Below are 24,079 nucleotides of genomic sequence, written 5' to 3'. Positions count from 1 at the left end.
TCAGAGCATCGAGTGCCTGCCTGCGACTGCTAGAGAACCTTGGCGAGGAAAGCGCGCGTGCGCGGATGTCTCGCATCATTGAGAATCTGTGTGGGCGTGCCGGCTTCGATGACGTGGCCGCCCTCCATGAAGACGATGCTATCGGCGACCTCGCGGGCAAAGCCGATCTCGTGGGTGACGATGACGAGCGTCGTGCCGGTGCGGGCAAGCTCCTTGATGACATCGAGGACTTCGCCGACGAGCTCGGGATCGAGTGCGGAGGTTGGCTCGTCGAAGAGAAGGACCTTCGGCCGCAACGCCAGGGCACGGGCGATGGCAACACGCTGCTGCTGGCCGCCGGAGAGCTGGCGGGGATAGGCATCGATCTTGTCGCTAAGGCCGACGCGGGCGAGAAGCTCTTGCGCATAGGCGGTCGCTTCGTCGCGGCTCACCCCACGTACCTGGATGGGTGCCTCAATAATATTTTCTAAAACAGTGAGATGCGGAAACAAGTTAAAGTTCTGAAAGACCATGCCGATGTCGGTCCGGCGCTTCAGAATGTCTTTTTCCTTAAGCTCATAGAGCACCTCGCCCTTCTGCGTGTAGCCGACGAGTTCGCCATCGACGGAGATGAAGCCGCTGTCGACGCGCTCGAGATGATTGATCGAACGCAGCAGCGTCGATTTTCCCGAACCTGACGGGCCGATGATAGCCGTGACGCTGCCGGCCGGCAGGTTAAGCTCGACATCGTCGAGAACTTTCAGCGTGCCAAAGCTCTTCGAAATACCATGGATGCGCACGGCACCGCCCCTGGCACGAAGATCTGTCACGCTCCGAAAAGCGGCGAATGCCCTGTTGTCCGAACTACCGTCTACAGTAGCGGGCAGCGGCCGCTGGAAGCGTCGGAAGAATGCCTGAAACGGCAAAGGTGTCGGATTGCGCACCGCACCCTTGGAGAAATAGCGCTCGATATAGTGCTGGGCAATCGATAGCACCGTCATGATGACGAGATACCAGACGGTTGCCACCATCAGCAGTGGAATGACTTCCAGATTGCGGCGGTAGATGACCTGCACCGTGTAGAAGAGTTCCGGCAGGGCCAGCACGTAGACCATGGAGGTGCTTTTGGCGAGGCCAATGATCTCGTTGAAGCCCGTGGGCAGGATGGAGCGCATCGCCTGCGGCAGAACGATGCGGAACGCCTGACGGCGGCGCGACAGGCCGAGGGACGCGGCCGCTTCCAGCTGGCCTTGATCGACCGACAGAATGCCGCCGCGCACGATTTCGGCAAAGAAGGCCGACTGGTTCAGCGTCAGCCCGAGAAAGGCCGCGGCAAACGGCGTCAGGAGCTGCGTGGTCGGATAATCAAACAGAACCTTGTCGCTGAACGGGACTCCAATGCTAATGGTTTCATAGAGATAGCCGAGATTATTGAGAACCAGCAGCAACACGATCATCGGAATCGAACGCAGCAGCCAGATATAGCCCCAGGAGAGGCTTGCAAGTAGCGGCGACTTCGATACGCGCGCCAGCGCCAATGCCGTTCCTAGGATGGATCCTGATACCGCCGCAAGCGCTGTCAGCAGCAACGTCCTGCCAAGCCCGACCAGTACCGGCTCCGCAAAGAACCACTCGGCGAAGACACCCCAGCCCCAGCGCGGATTGGTGAAGGTGGAGTAGAGGACGACCGCCATGACGACTGCGGCAAAGATCGTGCCGGCGGTTCGTCCAGGGTGCCTCGCCGGCACGATGCGATAACGCGAATAATCTGTCTTCGTCTCGGCGGCTCCAGTGCCTCGATCGACACCCGCAAAATCCGTCGTCAGCGCCATGATCCTTACCCTTTTTGATTGTCGTTGATCCGCTACGCATTACCGGCCGGCGGCTGCCAAGCGCTGCTGCGAGCCCGAGGTTTCGGCGATATAGGCCAGAGCTAAATGGCTGATATCCTTCTCGAAAGGCAGGCTCTTGTAGATTTCCGGATCGACGGAGGTATCGAACAGGGCCGTGTAGCCATTATTGAGGTAAAGACCGACGGCCTCGGGCTGGCGAAAGCCTGTCGTCAGGTAGATGCGGCGATAGCCCTGCCGCGCCGCCTGGGCCTCCAGTTCGACCAGCAGCCTGCGCGCCAATCCCTGACGACGGAAATCGTGCCGCGTCCAAATCCGTTTGAATTCGGCGGTTTGGTCGTCATAGTGCTTGAAAGCGCCGCCGCCGATCGTCTCACCGTTTCGGAGCAGGAGCAGAAAATTGCCATGCGGCGGCGCAAAGGCTTCCGGCGGATAGCGATTGAGTTCGGCAGCCGCCCCTTCGGCATTGAAATAGTTGCCGTAGCGGCTGTCATATTCATGGATCAGCTCGTCGATCAGCGGCTTGGCGCGCGGGTCCACCGTGGTCGTATAAAGAAACGTGTCGCTCATATCGTTCGTCACCCGTTGTCATTCGCGAGGAAAGCTTCGGCGAGCCGCACCCAGTAGCGAGCTGCTGGCGCAATGATCGCGTCGTTGAAATCGTAGCGGGCGCTGTGCAGCGGCGCGCTGTCGCCATTGCCGACGAAGAGGTAGCTCCCGGGCTTTGCCTGCAGCAGGAAGGCAAAGTCTTCGCTCGCCGTCCTCGGCCGGAAATCCGCCTCGACGGAAGCGCCTCCAAGCGCCTGCAAGGCGACATTGCGGGCGAATTCCGTCTCTTCGGCATGATTGACGAGCGCGGGAAAACCTCGGCGGTAATCGACTTCCGCCACGGCGCCAAAGCTTTCCGCCTGCGCGCGCACCAGGGCGGAAATTCGTTCCTGCAATCTCGCCCGAACAGTCTCATTGTAGGCGCGCACGGTCAGCTTCATCTCCACGCTTTCCGGGATGACGTTCGAAGCCGAACCGGCGTGAATGGAACCGACCGTTGCGACAGCCATCTCCTGAGGATCGATATTGCGCGAGACAACGCTTTGCAGGGCCGTAATGAACGAGGCCGAAGCCAGCACCGGGTCGATCGCACGATGCGGCTCGGCACCGTGCCCGCCCTTTCCAACGATCGTGATGACCGCCTTGTCGACTGAGGCCATCGCCGGGCCGGCAACGAAACCAAACTGCCCCGTGGGCACGCCGGGCCAATTGTGGAGGCCGAAGACCGCATCGACCGGGAAGCGATCGAAAAGTCCCTCCGACAACATCTTGCGCGCACCGGCGCCGATTTCCTCAGCCGGCTGGAATATCAGCCGCAGCGTGCCGCTGAAATTGCCGCTTTCGGCAAGATAGCGGGCTGCAGCCAGCAGGATCGACGTATGCCCGTCGTGACCGCATGCATGCATGACGCCGGGATTGGAACTCGCATAATCAAGCCCCGTCGCCTCTTCGATCGGCAAGGCATCCATGTCGGCGCGGATGCCGATACTGCGTTTGCCACTGCCCCGCCTCAGCGTCGCGACCACGCCGGTACCGGCTATGCCTGTTGCGACGTCGTAGCCCCACTCGGCAAGCAGCGAGGCCACCTTCTTGGCGGTACGATGCTCCTGAAAGGCGAGTTCGGGATATTGATGCAGATCGTGCCGCAAAGCGACGATCTCATCGAGATAGGCGGCGATCCCTGTCGCGATTGGATCGGTAATCGAAACGGTCTTGATGATGGCGTTCATGGTGATCGTCCTGGCTCAAGCGCCTACGGCCTTTGCGGGTTCGATGTCGGCAGCCTCTGCCGCATAACGGCTTTCGCGATATGGCAGTCCCAGATGATCGCGGAGCGTCTCGCCTTTCAAAGCGGGATCGAAATAGCCCCGCTCGGTCAGGATCGGCAGGACATGCCTTGAGAAATCGTCGAAGCCTTCACCGATGACGGGGAAGCCGAGGATGAAGCCGTCGGCGCCCTCTCCGTCCACCCAGCGGATGATTTCACTGGCAATGTGTTCAGCCGTGCCGATGAAGGAGGTTCGCGGCGTTGCCGCATCGAGCGCCACCTCGCGCAGGGTGAGCCCCTTCTCCCGCGCGGTCTTCTTGATACGATCGGTCGTGGCGCGGAAGTTGTTGCGGCCGATATCGCCAAGGTCGGGAAACGGCTCGTCCAACGGGTAGGCACTGAAATCATGATGATCGAAGAAGCGGCCGAGATAGGCGAGCGCTTCCTCGATGGTGACGAGATTGCGGATCGCCTGATACTTGGCTTCCGCCTCCTCCTGCGTAGCGCCGACGATCGGGCCGATGCCGGGGAAGATGCCGATATCGGCGGCGCTGCGGCCATGCGCGATCGCGGATTGCTTGACCTGCCTGTAGAAGGTTTTCGCGTCTTCGAGCGGACCGCCATTGGTGAAGACGGCATCGGCGTGTTTACCGGCCAGCCGGACGCCGGAATCGGATGCACCAGCCTGGAAGACCACCGGCTGGCCCTGCTTGGAGCGACCGATATTGAGAGGGCCTTCGATGCGGAAGAAGCGGCCCTTATGGTTCAGGCGATGCAGCTTGGATTTGTCGGCGTAGACGCCGGTCTCACGGTCGCGCACGAAGGCATCGTCGTCCCAGGAATCCCAGAGCCCCTTGATCGCGTCGAGATATTCATCAGCGATCTCGTATCGCAGCTCGTGCTCGGGATGTTCGCGGCTATAGTTGCGGCCGGAGCCTTCGAGCGGCGAGGTCACTGCATTCCAGCCCGCGCGGCCGCCGCTGATGAGATCGAGCGAGGCAAACTGCCGGGCAATGGTAAAGGGATCGCTATAAGAGGTTGATACCGTACCCACCAGGCCGAGCTTCGTGGTGAAGGCAGCAAGCGCCGAAAGGATCGTCAGCGGCTCGAAGCGATTGAGGAAGTGCGGGATCGATTGCTCATTGATATAGAGCCCGTCCGCGACGAAAGCGAAGGCGATACCAGCCTCTTCGGCCTTGCGGGCCGTTTTGACGAAAAAGTTCAGATTGGTGCTGGCATCCGCCGGGACGCTCGGATGCTTCCAGGCATTCATGTGGCCGCCGGGACCTTGCAGCATGATACCGAAAGTGACGTGTTTTTGAGCCATGATGATCCTCCTGGGACAGGCCGCTCAGGCAACGAGGGAAAGGCGTTCTTTGGCGAGCAGCTCTATGGAATTGAGCCGTTCGGCTGCGGTTAGCGCCGGCGTGTCGAGCACGAATTCCTCGACGCCGTAGCGTCGATGGAGTGCGTCGAGCTCGTCACGGATCTGCGCCGCCGTGCCATGCAGCACGCTCGGTGCCTTCTCCTCGGTTCGGAAGTCCGAGAAGCCGGCCTGCCGCGCAAATTCCGCCGCCTGCTCCTGGGTGCCGACATTGACGCTTTGGCCGTTGGGCAGGAAGAGCTTGACGATGCGCAGCTGGCCGACGCGCTCACGGGCATGGGTTTCGCTTTCGGCAGCAAAGGCTGCGAGCGCCAGGATCGGCACCTTGCCGCCCGTCGCATTCCCGTAGGCTTCGAAGGTATTGCGCAAATTTTCCGGATCGCCGTTCAGATGGCCGGCAAACACCAGCCTCCAGCCCTTCTCCGCGGCAAGCTTCGCACTCTCGACGCTGGCGCCAAGAAGGAAGCGCTCTGGCGCGCGTGGCGGAAACGGCGTCGCCAGCGCGCCATCGGAACGAGGGTCGGCCGCGAGATAAATGTTGATATCGGAAAGCTGCTCGGCGAAGTCAGGCTTCTTCTCGGGATCGAAGGCCCGCTGCAATGCCCGCGTCGACAGCGGAAACCCACCCGGCGCCTTGCCGACACCGAGGTCCACGCGCCCCGGCGCCAACGAGGCCAGGAGATTGAAAGTCTCGGCGACCTTATAGGCGCTGTAGTGCTGCAGCATGACGCCGCCGGAGCCGACGCGGATCCGCGAAGTGCGGGCAAGAAGATGGGCGATCAGGACTTCCGGCGCCGAGCTTGCGAGGTTCGCCATATTATGGTGTTCGGCGACCCAAAAGCGATGATAGCCAAGTTCTTCGGCCCTAACGGCCAGCCTCGTCGTTGCGCCAAGCGCATCGGTGGCACTGAGCCCCGGTTCAATCGGACTTTTGTCGAGAAGACTAAGGAGATAAGACATGCCGTTTCGTCCATGTTTTCGCTCGATGCCGACCATTGAGCGCTATAGTCTATAAAAAACATAGATTTTAAGTTATTTAAGAAACAGCTTTCTTTTTCTTCCGCCGGATGCGGAAAAAAACGGCAGTGTCGTGCGAGCTGGCAGTGAATTCACGATTCCAAGCGCATTCGGCAAAGGGAAAAGGCGCAATCGACGGCGATTGCATGCAATAGATTGCCAAAACCCGCAAATCAGTTCACCTTTCGGCCATGCCAGATATCGCACGACCATTCGTGACCGATGATGACCCTGATCGGGACATTCGCTGCCAGGACGCGCTTCAAGCCGCTTATCGAGAATTGGTGAGCGCTGCGATCATGGCGGGATGGTCTGAACGTGAGGTCGTTCTCGCGATTGGTGAGCTTGCGGACAAGCACTTGCTCTCGCTTGAAACCAATGACAACGCAGATGCTTTGATTGCATTGCTTCGGCGGATGACCTGATGGCCCCATCCGGGTCACGTCGCAAGAGAGCTTAAATTTCGGCTCTTTCGCTATTGAGGCGTGGGTAGGTTGTCCTCACGAGGGCAGGCGCTACAGTTCATATGTTGATGGCAGCCGGTTGTTTCTCTTGCTGGAAAGATGCCACGGCCGCATTCTGTACGAATTCAGACAAACAATTCCTATTATAGTCTATAAAAATAGTTTGCTATTTCTATCGATCATCTCCCCGATTTCGCTAGGTTCTGCGCATTGCATTCACGGAACCGCCGGCAGATCTGATCCGGCCAAGGGGACTAGTTATGAAGTTCAACACACTGATCACTGCGGCCCTGATGGGTCTCGCCAGCATTTCGATGGCGGTCGGCGCGGCCGCTGCCGACAAGAAGGTCGTCGTCGCCTATCAGACCGATGCCCTGCCCTCCTCCGTCGCGATCGCCAACGGCGAGTTCGCCAGAGAGACGGGCTATGAGATCGACTTCCGCAAGTTCAACTCCGGAGCGGAGATCTTCGCCGCCATCGCATCCGGCGACGTCCAGATCGGCTATGTCGGCTCAAGCCCGTTTGCTGCAGCCGCCTCGCGCGGGCTGGAGGTGAAGGCATTCTACCTCTCGTCTATCTCCGGCGTCGATGAAGCGCTCGTGGTGCGCAATGGCTCCGGCATCAACACACTTGCCGATCTGAAGGGCAAGAAGCTCGCGGCAGCCCCCGTTTCCACCGACCATTATCAGCTGCTCGCTCTCATCAAGTCCCTTGGTCTGAGCGAAAAGGACGTACAGGTCTTCGCCGTTCCGCAGCCGGAAATCGTCGCAAGCTACAATCGCGGCGATATCGACGGCGGTTTCGTCTGGGACCCGGCACTCACCGAACTGAAGAAGAACGGCAAGGTGCTGGTGACATCCAAGGACGTCGCCGACAAGGGTGCCCCGACGTTTTCCGCCTGGGTCGCTACCTCGAAATTTGCCGCGGACAATCCGCAATTCCTGAAGGCCTATGCCTCGGTGATCAACAAATACTACGCCTCGTTTGCAGCCGATAAGGCCGCCTGGGGGCCGGACAGCGACAACGCCAAGGCGCTCGCCAAGCTTCTGGGCGGCACGGCAGACCAGCAGGCGGCCGCGCTCAAGAACCTCACGCTGTTGACGCCCGACGTGCAGGCATCGGCCGCCTGGCTCGGTGGCGGCGATCAGTCCGGTGCGGCCAAGATCCTCAAGGACACGGCAGCCTTCCTGAAGAGCCAAGGAAAAGTCTCCGAAGTCCTGCCGAACTACGGCGCGTTCGTCACCGCCGACGCGCTTGTCAGCGCAAGCAACTGATCCTCCCTGGCGTCGGCGCGCTTGTCGCGCCGGCGTCGCAATATCGAGAGAGCCCATGCTTCAAGTCGACCATGCCAGCGTCTTCTTTGCAGCGCGTGACGGCAGAACCGTTCACGCGCTCGATCGTGTTTCCTTCACCATTCCGGAGCGCGGTATCGTCGTAGCGCTCGGCGCGTCCGGCTGCGGCAAATCCACCCTGCTCAATGCGATCGCCGGCTTCCTGCCGTTGTCCGAGGGGAAGATCACGCTCGACGGCAGGCCTGTTTCAGGACCAGGTGCCGATCGAGGCGTCGTCTTCCAGAAGGATTCGCTGCTGCCATGGAAGTCCGTCATCGACAACGTGGCTCTCGGCCTCCAATTTGCCGGATTGGGCAAGCGGGAACGCCGTGATCGCGCTTCCGAGCTTTTGCGGCTGGTGGGCCTCACCGACTTTGCCAGCGCTCTGCCCTATGAATTATCGGGCGGCATGCGCCAGCGCGTCGGCATTGCCCGGGCACTCGCCACTGATCCCGACATATTGCTGATGGACGAACCCTTCGGCGCGCTCGACAGCCTGACGCGCGAGCAGATGCAGGAACTGCTGGTCTCCGTCTGGGCCAGAACCGACAAACGCATTTTCTTCATTACCCACTCGATAGAGGAGGCGCTTTTCCTCGGAACGGAGGTTCTGGTCATGTCTCCGAGACCGGGGCGTGTCGTTGCGCGCTTCGAACTCGATTTCGTACATCGCTTTGCCGCCAGCGGCGATACGAGAGCGATCCTGTCATCTCCCGAATTCGGCAACCTTCGGGACGAGATTCGCGCGATCCTTCACAGCGCCGATCACGTCAGGAGTGCGGCATGAGCGATATTATCGAAACGCGCCCAGTCGCCGGACCTGAAAAGGAAACGCGCCCGAAGCTGGTTCGCATTCCCGGCTTCGGCGTTGGTGAAAAACCCACCATCGCCATCAGCATCGCCACGGCAGTCGCCTGCCTGGCGCTGTGGTGGTTCGTCGCCAAGCTCGGACTGGTGTCGCATCTCTTCCTGCCCCGGCCTGACGAGGTGCTGACGCAGATCGGCGTCGTCTATCGCGATGGCTATGCCGGCGCCTCGCTTTCCGAACACATATTGGCGAGCTTGTTTCGTATCGTCGTTGCTGCGGCCATCGCGATCGGGATAGGCATTCCCGTTGGTCTGCTGATGGGTCTCAACCGCTGGGCAAAGGGAATTCTGGATACGCCCATCGAATTCTATTGGCCGCTGCCTCCCCTTTCCTATCTGCCGCTGATGATCATATGGCTTGGAATCGGCGAAACCTCGAAGATCACCCTTCTCGCGCTCGCCATGTTCGCGCCGATCTGCCTGTCCGCTCAGGCCGGCGTCCGTTCGCTGCCGCTGGAGCGGGTCAATGCTGCGCGTTCGCTGGGAGCGAACCGGCTGCAGCTCTTCCTGAATGTCGTCCTGCCTTCGGCCCTGCCGGAAATCCTGACCGGCATCCGGATCGCCTTCGGCATCGGCTGGGGAACGCTGGTAGCGGCGGAACTCATCGCTTCGACACGCGGCATCGGCTTCATGATCATGTCGGCATCGCAGTTCCTTGCCACCGACGTTGTCTTCGTCGGCATCGGCATCATTGCGGTCTGCGCCTTCGCATTTTCCGCCGCCATTCGCATCCTCGAGGCGGTCCTCGTTCCGTGGAAGGGCAAGCTTTAGTCGCAACGGCCGGAAGCCGAGATCGCTTACGGCTTTCCTCACCATCAAGTCCCTCGTTGGATTCAGAAGACTGACAGGCACAGCATGAGCAGCAATTGCGAATTTCTTTGGTACATCCCCAATGATGTCAAACCGGGCCACCGCGGCGATTCCGCTGTCGAAAATCATAACAGCCTGGAGACCCTGACCAGCCATGCCAAAGCCTTGGAAGATCACGGCTGGAAGGGCGCATTGATCGGCACCGGCTGGGGCCGACCCGACACCTTCACCGTCGCGGCCGCACTTACCGCACGCACCACTAGCTTCGAGCCGCTCATCGCAATCCGCCCCGGCTACTGGCGGCCGGCGCACTTCGCCTCCGCCGCCGCCACGTTGGATCAGCTGAGCGGCGGCCGGGTGCGCGTCAACATCGTTTCCGGCAAGGACAATCTTGCCGCCTATGGCGACAGCGAGGGCGATCAAGCCCACCGCTATGGCCGCACCAAGGAATTCATGCGGCTCACCCGCAGGCTCTGGACCGAAGAGAACGTCACCTATGAAGGAGAACATTTTCGCGTCAGCGAATCCACGGCTGCGCCCCGCATCGAGCCTCGCGGCAAACGCCTGCATCCCAAACTCTATTTCGGCGGCGCTTCGGATGCGGCAGAGCGTGTCTCAGCAACGGAGGCCGATGTGCAGCTTTTCTGGGGCGAGCCGCTCGCCGATATCGCTGAGCGGATCAGCCGGCTCAGGACACTCAGCCGAGATCTTGATCGCGATCTGCCGCCGCTGGAATTCGGGCTGCGCATAACGACGCTGGTGCGCGACACGACAGAGCAGGCCTGGATCGATGCCGAGGCGAAAGTCGCCGAGATGGCTGAGAATAAGGGCGTCGGCTGGAACGATCACCGGCAATCGATCGCGGTGGGCCAGAAACGGTTATTCGATCTCGCCGCGCGTGGCGACGTGCTTGATGACAATCTCTATACCGCGCCCGGCAAGTTCGGCGGTGGCGGCGCCGGCACCACGTGGCTGGTCGGCTCAGCAGAGGATGTCGCCCGCTCCCTGCGCAAATACCGCGATCTCGGCATCATGCACTTCGTCCTCTCGGACACGCCCTATCTGCCGGAGATCAAACGGCAGGGCGAGCAGCTGCTGCCGCTTTTACGCGGCTGAAGTCTCTCAGACGCCATATCAGCTTAGGCAGGACTATTTCGATTTCACAGGCGGTCGAAATCGGCCGTCGGGGTTTCATAACGTCGCTGAATTATTTATAGTCGAGGCTAAACATCATTACACGGTTCTTAATCATGGGGAGATGAGCCGCCTTGACGAAATTGCCTGTCGCCGCGGAAAGCCGTCTGTCGTCGACCGAGATCGAGACGCACGCCGAGGCCTTTCAGAAAAGCCGCGAAGATCGACGCACGGAATTGATGGAAGACTACGTCGAGCTCATCGCCGATCTGATAGAACATGCCGGCGAGGCACGCCAGACCGATATTGCACAGAGGCTGGGAGTAACGCAGCCGACAGTTGCCAAGATGCTCAAGCGGCTAGCCGAGGAAAATCTCATCACGCAGCGCCCCTATCGCGGCGTCTTTCTGACCGAAGAAGGCCAGCGCCTGGCCGCGGCAACCCGACGACGTCACGAGATCGTGGAAGCGGTCCTCTGCCGTCTCGGCGTCGATCCCGATACGGCAAGAAATGACGCCGAAGGAATTGAACATCACGTCAGCCAAAGGACACTCGAAGCCTTCGAGCGCTTCTTGAGGACGTGACTGCTTGCAGCTGACAAAAACCGATTGCAATCAAGTCAGAGCCTCTTCTGGGCATATTTTCAACAAGAATGAGTTGAAAAGAAATCGATACACAGCGTTCGGCTTGACCCGCTACTTGATGTCAATGCAAGCTTTACGAATGCTTGCTAACCAGAACTTAGCGAACTGTCGGCCTTTGTATTACGAATACTGACTTTTATTGCCGGCGCAGGGAATCATGATGAACGCCCAGGACTTCAGCAGCACCATTTTCGATCTTGCCCCCGTCGCCATGTGGCTGGAGGACTTCAGCGGCGTCAGGGAACAATTCGAATTCTGGCGCGCTGAAGGCGTGACGGACCTGCGTTCCTATCTGCTTGCCGATTTGCAGCGCGTTGCGACCTGCTCGCAGAAGATCAGGCTTCTTGCCGTCAACGGCAGAACGCTTGAGCTTTTCGAGGCGCCGTCCTTCGAGACGCTTGTCGGAAATCTCTCGCAAGTGTTCCGGGACGAGATGCTGCAAAGCCATGTAAACGAACTTGTGGCGCTCTGGGAGGGCAAGACCGAATTTTCCGGCACGGCGGTCAACTACTCGCTCGGCGGCAAAAGGCTCGACATCCAGCTGCGCGGCATTATCCTGCCGGGTCACGAGAACTCGTGGAGCCGATTGTTGCTGACCACGGAAGACGTGACCGCTCGTGAGGAGGCAAGACGGCAGGAAGAGCGGCAGCGCCGCTATGCGGAAGGCATGTTCGAACATTCGCCCGTTTCCCTCTGGGTCGAGGATTTCAGCCGCGTAAAAATCCTGCTCGATAAAATCCGCGACCGCGGCATCGTCGACTTTCAGGTCTTTCTCGATGTGCATCCGGAATTCGTCCAGCAATGCATGAGCGAAATCAGCGTCCTTGACGTCAATCAGGCAACGCTCGATCTCTTCTGTGCGCCGGATCGCCAGACCTTGCTCCACCGGATCGGTGAAGTGTTCCGCGGCGATATGGAAAAGCATTTTCGCGGGCAATTGATGGAGTTGTGGAACGGACGCCTCTTCCATCAGCGCGAGGTGCTGAACTACGCTCTCGACGGATCGGAGCGCCATGTCCTCCTGCAATTTTCCGTATTTCCCGGTTACGAGAACGACTGGTCGCTCGTGCAGGTGGCACTGACGGATATTACCGCACGCAAGAAAGCGGAAGCCTATCTCGAATATCTCGGCAAGCACGATGTTCTCACCCGGCTTTTCAACCGCGCCTTCTATATGGAGGAGCTCAACCGGCTGGAGCGCAAATCGCTTCGGCCTGTCTCTGCGATTATCATCGATCTCGACGGGCTGAAAGAAGCCAATGACGAGAGCGGCCACGATGCCGGCGACGCGCTGTTGCGCCGCATGGGCGAGGTGCTCAACAGCGTCGTCTCGCTGCCAAATCACGCGGCGCGCATTGGCGGCGACGAATTTGCCGTTCTCCTGCCGGGCGCCGATGAAATCACTGCCGCCGCAATGGTCGAGACGATCAACGAGCTGCTGAAGATCAACAACCAGTTCTATTCAAGCGCGCCTCTCAACGTCTCCGTCGGCGTCGCAACGAGCCAGCCCGGCGAGACCATGGAAGCCATGATCAAGCGTGCGGATCTCGGCATGTACGAGCAGAAGAAGGCTCATTACGCCGCAGCGGCTACCAAACGCCCACATCGAACAAAGAACGGCGCCTGAGGCCCGGCACTCGGCTAGAGCCCTTATAGTCTATTAAAACAATCCGTTTTCACAGGGCCGATCACCGGGAACAAAGATTGCGACTTCTCATTTGGCTCGCGGGGAAAGATGGAGTTTTGACATGGACGATCAAGCCGCCAACATCGTCGTCGCAACCCGGACCGCGCTCGACCAGGCCTCAGCACTCGCGGTCCAATACGGTTTCTCCCTTCTTGGCGCGATCATTCTTCTGATCGGTGGCTGGCTTCTTGCGGGTGTTATCAGCCGCTCGGCCTATCGCGTCATCTCACGCATTCGCGGCATAGACGAAACGCTGGCGAGCTTCTTTCAGAATGTGCTGCACTATAGCTTGCTCATCCTTGTCTTCATCACCGTACTTGGCCAGTTCGGCGTGCAGACCGCCTCCATCATCGCCGCTCTCGGCGCCGCGGGTCTCGCGATCGGCCTCGCGCTGCAGGGCACGCTTCAAAACATCGCCGCCGGCATCATGCTGCTGATCCTGCGGCCGTTCCGGGTTGGCGAATATATCGAGACGACGAACGTCAAAGGCTATATCAAGGAGATCGGGCTCTTCGCGACGGAGATGAGGACGGCCGACGGTCTCTACCTCATGGCGCCGAACTCGACGCTCTGGAACACGCCCATCCTCAACCACAGCCGCGAGCCGGACCGCCGCCAGCAATTGTCCGTTGCAATGGGCGAGAAAATCGACATCGATCTTGCCCGCAGGACAATCCTCGACATCCTGAAAGCGGATCAGCGCATCAAGGCCGCGCCTGCACCGAAGGTCTACCTCGATGATCTGTCGGCCGATCAAGCCGTGCTCGACATAGAATATTGGACAGTCACATCGTCCTGGTCGGATGTCCGGCATGACGTGGTGTCCAAGCTGAAGGCTCGACTTGCCGAACCGGACATCACAATCAAAACGACCGCAGGCGTGGGTGGATCCGACGAATGATCTCGACGAAAGCCAAGCCTGCCGCCGGCAGGGAGCTGAGCAAGCGGCAGGCTTTGCGAGGCACGACACCTCAAGCAAGATCGATTTCTTGCGAGGTCTAAACTTCCGCTAGCGGCATTTGTTCCGCATCATCCGAACTCTGCGATTACCCTACCATTTGATGCGGTAGTCCAGACGGACATTGCCAGCTGGCGTCAAAGTCTGCGGATCAGCAAAAGACGCTGAGAAATTCAGGTTCGGCGCCAAGGGCTGCCGAAATGAGACCGTGCTGGAAAAGGCACTGCTGACGTCCTTCAGGTTGCCGATCGCGGAGATCGAAGTTCCTGTCCAGGGAACGGCAACGGTAACGGCCTGCGTCGCGACAATGGAGTTTGCCGCGCTCCGCGTGCCCGCGTAATTGACGTTCAGCGACCTCGAAGTGCTCATGTCCAGGTTTTCCGACACCGTCCAGCTCCGCGAGCGTTCGAGGCAAAGCGTTCCCGTGCTGTTGAGCGCATCGACCCTCAATGACACCTCGCGGCGCCATACGGTGGAAAAGCGCTTGTGATCGTCGATTGCCGTGCCCCAGAGGGTCGCCAAGCTGCTGCTTCGCAAGATCGCGCCGGTGGCGGCGCTACCAAGTCCGAGATCCATGCCGGCGCTGACATCCCAGGCCATCGGCAGCCGGAAACCGAGAGTGGTCTTGTATGTTCTGGGAGCGACCTTGACCGGCGACCAGATCATCAGATCGCTGGCTTTGGTGACCTGCGGCAAGCTGACACTCGCAAGAAGACCAAGAACGCCGCGGAGGACGCGTTTTGACTTGCAGCCCATGTTAAAGCCCGCATTCTCTATGCCCCGACCTGACGATATTCAGGCGTACCAAGGCAACAGCCAGATGCGGAACAACCGCATTCCGGCTTCAGATTGATTTTTTCGGTTAAGCGCCGGCAAAATTGCGGCACATCGGAGCCAAGGATGACGGCATCCGGTTGAAGGGAACAACGCTGCTTCCAATCAAGCAGCACCCTTCGCTTAAAAGAATCCCATCCGGGGCCACGCTTGTAAACCCCTTGTTCTCAAGTTTTTTGCTGCGTTGCACACATGTCGCACCTGCGACACCATCCCATGAAAGCGACAGTGCCGTGAGTGGCCTGAAAAACCAGCCTTACGAGGACAAATATGTCGCCATCAAAGGGATGATCACATTCCCGCGAGCCGTGAGGTGCAATGCATCGAAGCGGTGGCTCACTCCGCCCGGAGGCCAGCCTTCTTCAGAATCGGAAGCACTCGATCGCAGAAATAGGGCAGTTCCTGCGTATAATTGACGAAGGACAAGGCGATGCCGGCATAGCCTTGCTCGGCGATGGCAATCATCTCTTCGGCAATGCGCTGCGGCGTGCCAATCAGCGGATAGCTGCCCGCTCCACCGGCAAAGCGCTGGCGATAGCGATCATAGGCCTCGCGATCATGGGACTGTGAGAACTCCTTCTTGCCGGCCATGTGTTGGTCGACGGCGGCGTGATCGGCCATGGTCACGGCATAACGCGTATAGTAGTCCTCCGCCTCCGCTTGCGTCTCGCGGCAGACGACGTGACAAACCGTATAAACGCCGACCTGCCTGCCCGTGCCTTCCGCCCGTGCAGCGATGTCGGTCACATGCTTTCCGGCTTCATCGATCTCGGTAAAGGTGGTGAAGAGATAGTCGCAATGCGCGGCGGCAAAGTCTCGGCCGGGGCCGCCGAAAGCCGCATTCATCGTCACCGGCCGCGGCGCCTGCAGGCTTGCGGGACGGCTGACGGCTTCTTTCAGATTATAGTAGCTGCCCACATAGTCGATCGGCTCATCGGAGGCGTAGAGCCTCTCGACGATTTCGAGCCATTCGGCGGCCTGATCGTAGCCGTTTTCGACCAGCGGCACGCCGAACATGCCGAATTCCTTCGGATTCCAGCCACAGACGATGTTCAGCCCTGCCCGCCCCCGACTGATATGATCGACCGTCGCAAGCGACTTGGCGGCATAAAGGGGATGGACGAGCGGCACGTGCACCGTCATGAAGAGACCGATCTGCTCGGTCGCGGCCGAAAGAGCCGCCGCCCAGGTGAAGGTCTCGAACGACCATTCCCGCACCCGGTTCTTGCCGCCGAAGCCGCGCCAGCGGGCAATCGGCAGAAAGAATTCGAGCCCCGCCCGGTCGGCGATTTGTGCTGCGGTCAGATTGTCCTGCCAGCCTGCCGTCCAGCGCTCCGGTACATCGGTAATGGCAAGGCCGCCATCTGCATTGGTCGAGAAAACACCGAGCTTCAGCCGGTTCGGCCCCTTCAGCGGGTGCATTTTCATGGCGGCTTCCTCCTCCCCCGAGTTTCACCTCGCGTCCATCCTGCAAGATCCGCAGCGACCCGATAGGAATGTGTTAGCGTTGCCATGAAGAATTTCAAGCTTAAAATTTTACGATCAGCGGATAACGATCAGCTCAGTGAAACAAGGCTCTTTCGTCTTGCCTGTTGCGACGCCATACGCTTGTCACCGGCGAAAAACGGCCCACCATGCCGGCCCAATTCGCTGAGCGTCAGGTCGCACAGTGCCTCAACATCTCCCGCTGAGGCCCGACCGAAAGCATCGTCGAAGCCATCGGCCAAGTCCCGATCCACCTCATGAAGCAGGCGGGGAATCCATTTGCCCCTGCCCGACCATCTTCCTCGTCCCAGCAGCATAAGGTCAGCCAAAGGCTGGTAGAGTTGCGCGGCAATCGCTTGTATCTCCGGAGCCGTCGGCTCACCACGAAGGTCATCGAGAAGATCGGTGATCTGATATTTCAGAGCATTCAGCTTCTCACCTTCCAGCTCGGGTGGGCTGGCGTGGAGAATGCTGGCAGCATAGTCCCTCCAGATCTGCCCCTTGTCAGGATTTGGCCCGAGGATCTGGCCTGTCGCAACCATATGAATGATAACGGGATAGCCGCGCGCAACATCACTCTCAAAGAACCAGCTGAGCGTCTCCGGGTCGTGAACAAACACTTCGAATGGAAACTCGCCCTCGATAAAGGTTTCGCGCCAGGCGGTTTCGAGCCGATCGAAGACCACAACCAGATCGATGTCAGAGCCCTTTCTTCCCTCGCCTCGTATGATTGACCCTGAGGCAAAGGCAAAGGAATAGCCTGGAAAACGGCTTGCGAGAACCGGGCGTGTCGCCTGCATCGCCGTTTCGAATATGCTCATTTCGCTCTCCAAACATCAATTCTATTGCAGGTCCGATATGCCCGCCAGGGTCCGAGCAGGCAGGCATCGGCTCCGTGAGCTGAACGGCACTTCGCCGCCGCCATAACTGGCCGACAGCTGGCCGCAATGCTACGAGGCCAAGGGCAACTCGAAGCTTCGCTTCAGCGTTTCCATCGGCACATCGGTCTTGACGTTCAATACGCTCGGGATGCGAGTCAAGTGGTCGGCCTGAAACCGCCAATAGCTGTGCAGATCAGTCGTGACGATGCGCAAGATGGCATCGCACTCGCCGGTAGTCAGATAACATTCCATCACTTCGGGAAACCCCCTGACAGCCTCCGCAAATTGCAGGGTGACCTGCGCATCCTGCGTCTTGAACCAGACGCGGGCGAACACGGTGAGGCCCGCACCCACCTTTGCCGGGTCCAGCACGGCAACATAGCGATCGATGATGCCGGCATCCTCCAGCAATCGCACGCGGCGAAGACAGGGTGACGGCGACAGCCCCACTTCCTTCGCGAGATCGACATTGGAAATGCGTCCATCCCGTTGCAACACCTTGAGAATACGCCGGTCTATCTCATCCAGTGTCGATGACACAATATAGCTCCTATGAACAAAAAAATGGAATAATATGCCAAATTCTCTCGTATTCTTGAACTCTTTGCAAGCTCATTGCGCACAGATTGGCCTATCGTTTCATGCATTAACATGGAGACGAAAGCTGATGTCGAAAAAGCTCAAGAAAGTCGTGCTCGCCTATTCGGGAGGACTGGACACATCCATCATCCTGAAATGGCTGCAGCAAACCTACGACTGCGAAGTCGTGACCTTTACCGCCGACCTTGGCCAGGGCGAAGAGCTTGGGCCTGCTCGCCGAAAGGCCGAGCAATTGGGCGTGACAGATATCAGGATCGAAGATGTCCGCGAGGAATTCGTTCGGGATTTCGTCTTCCCGATGTTCCGGGCAAACGCGCTCTATGAGGGGCAATATCTCCTCGGCTCCTCGATCGCCCGCCCGCTGATCGCCAAGCATCTCATCAATATCGCACGCGAGGTGGGTGCCGATGCCATAGCCCACGGCTCCACAGGCAAGGGCAATGACCAGGTACGTTTCGAACTGGCGGCCAATGCGCTCGGTCCATCGATCAAGATCATTGCGCCATGGCGCGAGTGGGCCATCCAATCGCGCACCCAGCTGGTCGAATACGCCGAAGCGCACCAAATTCCAGTGCCGAAGGATAAGCGTGGCGAGGCTCCATTTTCGATCGACGCAAATCTCCTGCACACGTCCACCGAGGGCAAGGTCCTGGAAGACCCGGCCGAAATCGCGCCATCCTATATCTATCAGCGCACGGTCGATCCTCTGGAGGCACCAGACGAGCCGGAAATCGTCGTCATCGGCTTTGAAAAGGGCGATGCGGTTTCCCTGAATGGCGAAGCAATGGCACCAGCGGCGCTGCTGACGAAGCTCAATGAATTGGGCGGCAGGCATGGGATCGGCAGGATCGATCTCGTCGAGAACCGTTTCGTCGGGATGAAATCGCGCGGTGTCTACGAAACCCCGGGCGGCACGATCCTCCTCGCCGCCCATCGCGGGATCGAATCGATCACGCTCGACCGCGCCGCTGCACATTTGAAGGACGAGATCATGCCTCGCTATGCTGCGCTGATCTACAACGGATTTTGGTATTCGCCCGAGCGGGAAATGCTGCAGGCATTGATAGACCGGAGCCAAATCCATGTCAGCGGCGAAGTGACGCTTAGGCTCTACAAGGGCTCAGCCAGTGTGATGGCCCGCACCTCGCCCGCATCGCTCTACTCGACCGACCTCGTCACCTTCGAGGACAGTTCCGGAGCATACGACCACCACGATGCCGAGGGCTTCATCAAACTCAATGGCTTGCGCCTGAAAAGCTGGGCAACGCGAAACGCTAGATCAGCCACATCTGCTATTGACCTCAACTGCACTTGAGGTTGCAGAGTGGCTGGCATAACGAGGCCGATCCGCAATGAAGATATTGAAAGACGAGGATTTATGCCCTGCCGCAGTCATGCGTGGGGCGATCGATGCCTTAGAAATCGCCTTTCGGGCAAAGGCGGCCGGCAAGCTCGTGTCCCCACCCCGGCATCATGTCTCCTTTCCCGATCGTGGAGACATCGTGTTTACGGTCGGCGGCATCGATAGCGAGCGGCCGCTTGCCGGTTTTCGCGCCTATGAAACCTTTGATGGCGGGCAGCATTCACAAGTCGTCGCTGTCTGGCGTGCCGACACTGCTGAACTGCAGGGCGTCATCCTGGGCGAGCGGCTTGGCCAGATCAGGACAGGGGCAATTGGCGGCGTGGCCATTCGTTACCTCAGCGCTCCAGCCGCCAGAACGCTCGGCGTCATAGGCAGTGGTGCGCAGGCGCGAACCCAGCTGGTTGCCGCGGCCGCCGTTCGCGACATAAGCTCGGTTCGCGTCTTCAGCCGAAACCCAAGAAACTGCGCCGCATTCGCTGAGGAGATGCAATTGGAACTCGGCATTGCGGTTGAACCGGTCACAAGTGCCGCAAAAGCCGTGGCCGATGCCGATATTGTTTTATGCGCCACAAGCAGCGACATACCGGTGATCGATGCTTCTGATTTAAAAGCCGGCGCCCATATCAATACAATCGGTCCGAAGACGCTCAAGGGGCATGAACTCGGCCTGGATGTCGCGGACATCGCCGGCGTCATCGCTACGGATTCTCCGGAGCAAACGCGCGCCTATGCGTCTCCATTTTTCCTTTCCGGAACCATGCACGAGGAGCGAATGCTCGATCTTGCGACAATAGTCGCCGGCCATACGGTCGGTCGAACATCGCCCCTCGACACGACGCTCTTCTGTTCGGTCGGCCTCGCAGGTACCGAAGTCATCGTAGCATCGGCCATATTCGACACGATTTGACCACCTTGGAAAAGGCGGGGCTACATCTAGTGACCTTACCTTTTTACTCGATACAACCCTCTGGCGTCGTCACCTACGACTGCGGCGCGACCTCGCTCAGCAACCAATCCTGAAACAATATCGCCGTCTCATTCGTCTGCTTCTTTTCCGGCATGACGACGTAATAGCTGTTCTCGGTCGGCATCGGCAGATTAAAGAGCGGCAGAAGCGTGCCGGCCTTGAGCTCATCCTCGATCAAATAGGTGGGCAGAAGCGCCACACCGAGCCCGGCAATGGCCGCTGCGATGATCATGGAAAACTGGTCGAAGCGCGCCCCGGGATATGCGTTCTCGGTCGGCAGCTCCTGAAGATCGAACCATTGCGCCCAGAGCTTCGGCCGCGTTGTCAGATGCAACAGTGGGGCTCCCGATAATTCTTCCGGCGAGATCAGACCCAGCCGTCCGGCGAGTTCCCGGCTGGCAACAGGCAGCACGGTTTCGTTACAAAGGAAGGTCGCGACGGCTCCCGCCCATGCCGGCAGACCGTAGTGAATGGCGAGATCGAAATTATCCTCCTCAAAATTGAAAGGCTTGGATCGCGATTCCACCGTGATGGCGACATCGCGATGTTCGTCGAGAAACCGGCCGAGGCGCGGCACCAGCCAACGCGTACCGAAAGTCGGCAAGGTCGCGACCTTCAGCGATAATTTCATCTGGCCGGCAGCAACAGCGCCTATCATCAGCCGCTCGGAGCGCAGCAGCAGGTCCTTCACCTCCGGCAACAGCCGAAGTCCGGCCTCGGACAGCACGACGCGCTGCCGAACACGCTCGAACAATTTCAGGCCCGTCTGCTGCTCGAGATCGCTGATCTGGCGGCTGACGGCGCTTTGCGTGAGATTGAGCTCTTCGGCCGCACGCGAGAAATTCTGGTGGCGCGCGGCGCATTCGAATGCCTGCAGGTTAACGATGTCAGGGATGAGGCGGCGGCGCATGGTCATTCCATTTTCGCATCAAGTTAGAATTTTCTCTCACAAGACCGGTAGTCGAACAAGAGATATTCTGCCAGATAGGAATGACATAGTCTTTCAGGAAGAGATCGCACATGAAGCCTGATCACGTCTCGACCAGCGATATTCGCAGCGCTTTTTCCGCCGCCATGTCGGCGATGTATCGCGAAGAAGTGCCCGCCTATGGCACGCTCATGGAACTGGTCGCCCGCGTCAACGACGAAACGCTGACAGCACAGCCCAAGCTGAGAGAGCGGCTGGAAGCGACCGATTATCTCGATCGCATCTCCGAGGAGCGGCATGGCGCCATCCGGCTCGGCACGGCGGCGGAACTTGCGATGATGGCCCGCGTCTTCGCCGTCATGGGCATGTACCCGGTCGGCTACTACGACCTCTCGACCGCCGGCGTACCGGTTCATTCGACCGCATTCCGGCCGATCGGCGATGCGGAGCTGAAGCGCAATCCCTTCCGCGTTTTTACCTCGCTGCTGCGGCTTGATCTCATCGCCGACGAAGACCTTCGCAAGGCCGCCGCAGACATTCTCGCGAAGCGCCAGATTTTCACCGATGGCGCCGTTGCACTCACCGAAAAGGCCGAGCGCGAAGGTGGCCTGAACAAGGACGATGCCCAGCGCTTCGTCGGCGAGGTTTTGGAAACCTTCCGCTGGCATGACGAGGCCAATGTCGATGCCGGCATGTACCATCGCCTCCATGATGCCCATCGCCTGATTGCCGATGTCGTGTCCTTCAAGGGGCCGCACATTAATCATCTGACGCCGCGCACGCTCGATATCGATCGCGTCCAGGCGCTGATGCCGGAGTACGACATCGCGCCAAAAGCGGTGGTCGAGGGGCCGCCCACGCGCAACTGCCCGATCCTGCTGCGCCAGACCTCGTTCAAGGCGCTCGAAGAACCCGTTTCCTTCCGCAATGCCGATGGCATCTGGGAAGCCGGCTCGCACACCGCCCGCTTCGGCGAGATCGAGCAGCGCGGCATTGCGCTGACGCCAAAGGGTCGCGCGCTTTATGACAAGCTGCTCGATCAGTCGCGCAAGATCGTACGCCCGGCTGCGGATGGATCGAACGCGCGCGACTATGAGGCGGCGCTTGCCCAGAGCTTTGCAGAATTCCCGGATGACTGGGCGGCAATCCGCGCCGAAAGCCTCGGCTACTTCACCTATTCGCTGACCGCCCAGGGCAAGACCGCCGCTACGAGCCATGAGGACATCGATACGCTGATCGACCAGGGCCTCGTCCAGTTCGATCCGATCGTCTACGAGGATTTCCTCCCCGTCAGCGCCGCCGGCATTTTCCAGTCCAATCTCGGCGATGGCGCACAGCAGGACTTCGTCGCCAGTCCGAACCAGCAGCGCTTCGAAGCCGATCTCGGCATGAAGGTGCTGAACGAATTCGACCATTACGCCGGCATCGAACAAGCATCAATCGACGCCTGCCTGGGGGCATTATCCAAACAAGACGCCGCCGAGTGAGGTGATGCGGCAATAAAAGCCGCGCGCCATCCGGATCAAGACAAGTGGAGTTTCTAAAGATGAACATTGCAGCCAAGACCCCTTCCGTTGCAGCCGAAGCTGCCGCCATTCTCGAAAAGCTCGGCGTCGACAAGGCGCTTTATACTGAGGGTGACATGCCCTCCTACTCCCCGGTCACCGGCGAGAAGATCGGCAACCTCAAGACCGTTTCTGCCGAAGAAGCAGCAAGCAAGATCGAGAAGGCGCATGCAGCATTCCGCGCCTGGCGCCTCGTGCCGGCCCCGAAGCGCGGCGAACTGGTGCGCCTGCTCGGAGAAGAGCTACGCGCCGCCAAGGACGATCTTGGCCGCCTGGTTTCGATCGAAGCCGGCAAGATCCGCTCCGAAGGACTCGGCGAAGTGCAGGAAATGATCGACATCTGCGATTTCGCCGTCGGTCTTTCCCGTCAGCTCTACGGCCTGACGATCGCCACCGAACGCCCGGGCCATCGCATGATGGAAACCTGGCATCCACTCGGCGTCGTCGGCATCATCTCCGCCTTCAACTTCCCGGTCGCGGTCTGGTCGTGGAATGCGGCGCTGGCTCTGATCTGCGGAGACGCCGTCGTCTGGAAGCCCTCGGAAAAGACGCCGCTGACCGCGCTTGCCTCGCAGGCTATCCTTGATCGTGCGCTTGCCCGTTTCGGCGATGCGCCGGAAGGTCTTTCGCAGGTACTGATCGGCGATCGCGCTATCGGCGAAATCCTCGTCGACCATCCGAAGGTGCCGCTCGTATCCGCAACCGGCTCGACGCGCATGGGCCGTGAGGTTGGACCGCGGCTTGCCAAGCGTTTTGCCCGCGCCATTCTCGAACTCGGCGGCAACAATGCCGGCATCGTCTGCCCCTCAGCCGATCTCGACATGGCATTGCGTGCCATCGCCTTCGGCGCCATGGGCACGGCCGGCCAGCGCTGCACGACGCTACGCCGTCTCTTCGTCCACAAAAGCGTCTACGATCAGCTCGTGCCGCGGCTGAAGAAGGCCTATCAGAGTGTCTCGGTCGGCGATCCCCTGCATTCCTCCGCGCTCGTAGGCCCGTTGATCGACAAGGCCGCGTTCGACAACATGCAGAAGGCGATTGCCGAGGCCAAGGCCCATGGCGGCTCCGTCACCGGCGGCGAGCGTATCGATGTCGGCCATGCCGACAGCTATTACGCGAAGCCGGCGCTTGTGGAAATGCCGAAGCAGGCTGGCCCGGTTATGGAAGAAACCTTCGCGCCGATCCTCTATGTCATGCCCTATGACGATTTCGATACGGTTATTGATCAGCACAATGCAGTTGCCGCCGGTCTGTCGTCCTCGATCTTCACGCGCGACATGCAGGAATCCGAGCGTTTCCTCGCAGCCGATGGCTCGGATTGCGGCATCGCCAACGTCAATATCGGCACCTCGGGCGCTGAAATCGGCGGCGCATTCGGTGGCGAGAAGGAAACGGGCGGCGGCCGCGAATCCGGCTCGGATGCCTGGAAGGCTTATATGCGCCGGGCGACGAACACGGTGAATTACTCCAAGGCCCTGCCGCTTGCGCAGGGTGTCTCCTTCGACATCGAGTAAG

Annotated in this window: 22 protein-coding genes; 12 read left to right on the top strand and 10 right to left on the bottom strand. The window is 59.6% G+C overall.

Translation table 11 applies throughout. The annotated features are described in order from the left end of the window. Positions 1-29: 29 nt before the first annotated feature. Genes FHX05_RS30780 through FHX05_RS17980 form a run of 5 tightly spaced genes read right to left on the bottom strand, consistent with a single transcriptional unit; the run spans position 30 to position 5,989 of the window. Complete coding sequence (locus FHX05_RS30780; protein WP_183873428.1) at positions 30-1,811, bottom strand: amino acid ABC transporter permease/ATP-binding protein; 1,782 nt, start codon at positions 1,809-1,811, stop codon at positions 30-32. A 39-nt stretch (positions 1,812-1,850) separates the two neighbouring features. Then, the gene (locus tag FHX05_RS17995) at positions 1,851-2,399 is read right to left on the bottom strand and encodes a GNAT family N-acetyltransferase (protein ID WP_183873426.1); all 549 of its coding nucleotides are present in this window, start codon (positions 2,397-2,399) and stop codon (positions 1,851-1,853) included. Between the two features lie 8 nt (positions 2,400-2,407). Then, positions 2,408-3,607, bottom strand: coding sequence for a M20 aminoacylase family protein (locus FHX05_RS17990; protein ID WP_183873424.1), 1,200 nt, complete (start codon positions 3,605-3,607; stop codon positions 2,408-2,410). A 15-nt stretch (positions 3,608-3,622) separates the two neighbouring features. Then, positions 3,623-4,972, bottom strand: coding sequence for an LLM class flavin-dependent oxidoreductase (locus FHX05_RS17985; RefSeq protein ID WP_183873422.1), 1,350 nt, complete (start codon positions 4,970-4,972; stop codon positions 3,623-3,625). Between the two features lie 24 nt (positions 4,973-4,996). Continuing rightward, on the bottom strand, positions 4,997-5,989 hold the full coding sequence (locus tag FHX05_RS17980; protein ID WP_183873418.1) for an LLM class flavin-dependent oxidoreductase: 993 nt from the start codon (positions 5,987-5,989) through the stop codon (positions 4,997-4,999). A gap of 272 nt (positions 5,990-6,261) precedes the next feature. Here FHX05_RS17980 and FHX05_RS17975 point away from each other — a divergent pair, with 272 nt between their 5' ends. The 8 genes from FHX05_RS17975 (at position 6,262) to FHX05_RS17940 (ending at position 13,884) form a co-directional block, all read left to right on the top strand. Further along, the gene (locus FHX05_RS17975; RefSeq protein WP_310234476.1) at positions 6,262-6,471 is read left to right on the top strand and encodes a hypothetical protein; all 210 of its coding nucleotides are present in this window, start codon (positions 6,262-6,264) and stop codon (positions 6,469-6,471) included. Between the two features lie 299 nt (positions 6,472-6,770). Further along, entirely contained in the window at positions 6,771-7,784 is a 1,014-nt protein-coding gene (gene tauA, locus FHX05_RS17970) for a taurine ABC transporter substrate-binding protein (RefSeq protein ID WP_183873416.1), read from the top strand. A gap of 55 nt (positions 7,785-7,839) precedes the next feature. Beyond that, a complete protein-coding gene (locus FHX05_RS17965) occupies positions 7,840-8,628 on the top strand; it encodes an ABC transporter ATP-binding protein (RefSeq protein ID WP_112603763.1) in 789 nt (262 codons plus the stop codon). Beyond that, complete coding sequence (locus FHX05_RS17960) at positions 8,625-9,479, top strand: ABC transporter permease subunit (protein ID WP_183873414.1); 855 nt, start codon at positions 8,625-8,627, stop codon at positions 9,477-9,479. Before FHX05_RS17965 ends, FHX05_RS17960 begins: the two co-directional genes overlap by 4 nt. Positions 9,480-9,563: 84 nt before the next feature. After that, complete coding sequence (locus FHX05_RS17955; RefSeq protein ID WP_183873412.1) at positions 9,564-10,634, top strand: LLM class flavin-dependent oxidoreductase; 1,071 nt, start codon at positions 9,564-9,566, stop codon at positions 10,632-10,634. A 152-nt stretch (positions 10,635-10,786) separates the two neighbouring features. Then, positions 10,787-11,236 (top strand): manganese-binding transcriptional regulator MntR, encoded by a 450-nt coding sequence (gene mntR / locus FHX05_RS17950; protein WP_183873410.1) that lies wholly within the window; start codon positions 10,787-10,789, stop codon positions 11,234-11,236. A 217-nt stretch (positions 11,237-11,453) separates the two neighbouring features. Beyond that, positions 11,454-12,923, top strand: coding sequence for a sensor domain-containing diguanylate cyclase (locus FHX05_RS17945; protein ID WP_246698982.1), 1,470 nt, complete (start codon positions 11,454-11,456; stop codon positions 12,921-12,923). A 121-nt stretch (positions 12,924-13,044) separates the two neighbouring features. Further along, entirely contained in the window at positions 13,045-13,884 is an 840-nt protein-coding gene (locus tag FHX05_RS17940; RefSeq protein ID WP_112603773.1) for a mechanosensitive ion channel domain-containing protein, read from the top strand. 150 nt (positions 13,885-14,034) lie between these two features. Here FHX05_RS17940 and FHX05_RS17935 read toward each other — a convergent pair whose 3' ends face one another. The 4 genes from FHX05_RS17935 to FHX05_RS17920 all read right to left on the bottom strand — a co-directional run bounded on the left by FHX05_RS17935 (position 14,035) and on the right by FHX05_RS17920 (position 17,681). After that, a complete protein-coding gene (locus tag FHX05_RS17935) occupies positions 14,035-14,637 on the bottom strand; it encodes a hypothetical protein (protein WP_246698981.1) in 603 nt (200 codons plus the stop codon). Between the two features lie 474 nt (positions 14,638-15,111). Beyond that, entirely contained in the window at positions 15,112-16,203 is a 1,092-nt protein-coding gene (locus FHX05_RS17930; protein WP_183873407.1) for an LLM class flavin-dependent oxidoreductase, read from the bottom strand. A gap of 128 nt (positions 16,204-16,331) precedes the next feature. Further along, the gene (locus FHX05_RS17925; protein ID WP_183873405.1) at positions 16,332-17,081 is read right to left on the bottom strand and encodes a nucleotidyltransferase domain-containing protein; all 750 of its coding nucleotides are present in this window, start codon (positions 17,079-17,081) and stop codon (positions 16,332-16,334) included. Between the two features lie 129 nt (positions 17,082-17,210). After that, positions 17,211-17,681: an Lrp/AsnC family transcriptional regulator gene (locus tag FHX05_RS17920; protein ID WP_112603779.1), complete on the bottom strand. Its 471-nt coding sequence runs from the start codon at positions 17,679-17,681 to the stop codon at positions 17,211-17,213. Between the two features lie 127 nt (positions 17,682-17,808). Between FHX05_RS17920 and FHX05_RS17915 the strand changes: the two genes are divergently transcribed. Next, a complete protein-coding gene (locus FHX05_RS17915) occupies positions 17,809-19,056 on the top strand; it encodes an argininosuccinate synthase (protein ID WP_183873403.1) in 1,248 nt (415 codons plus the stop codon). Positions 19,057-19,093: 37 nt separating this feature from the next. After that, positions 19,094-20,011, top strand: a complete 918-nt coding sequence (locus tag FHX05_RS17910) for an ornithine cyclodeaminase family protein (protein WP_183873401.1) — start codon at positions 19,094-19,096, stop codon at positions 20,009-20,011. Positions 20,012-20,084: 73 nt separating this feature from the next. Here FHX05_RS17910 and FHX05_RS17905 read toward each other — a convergent pair whose 3' ends face one another. Next, positions 20,085-20,987: a LysR family transcriptional regulator gene (locus tag FHX05_RS17905; RefSeq protein WP_112603785.1), complete on the bottom strand. Its 903-nt coding sequence runs from the start codon at positions 20,985-20,987 to the stop codon at positions 20,085-20,087. A gap of 104 nt (positions 20,988-21,091) precedes the next feature. On the opposite strand from FHX05_RS17905, the gene FHX05_RS17900 reads away from it, so the two are divergent. Further along, a complete protein-coding gene (locus tag FHX05_RS17900; protein WP_183873399.1) occupies positions 21,092-22,486 on the top strand; it encodes a VOC family protein in 1,395 nt (464 codons plus the stop codon). A 59-nt stretch (positions 22,487-22,545) separates the two neighbouring features. Continuing rightward, complete coding sequence (locus FHX05_RS17895) at positions 22,546-24,078, top strand: aldehyde dehydrogenase family protein (RefSeq protein ID WP_183873397.1); 1,533 nt, start codon at positions 22,546-22,548, stop codon at positions 24,076-24,078. Position 24,079 lies beyond the last annotated feature (1 nt).

The organism is Rhizobium sp. BK491 (assembly GCF_014194925.1).
Classification (GTDB): domain Bacteria; phylum Pseudomonadota; class Alphaproteobacteria; order Rhizobiales; family Rhizobiaceae; genus Rhizobium.
Note: the sequence above shows the minus strand (reverse complement) of the source record. Positions and strands in the feature narration are given on the sequence as shown.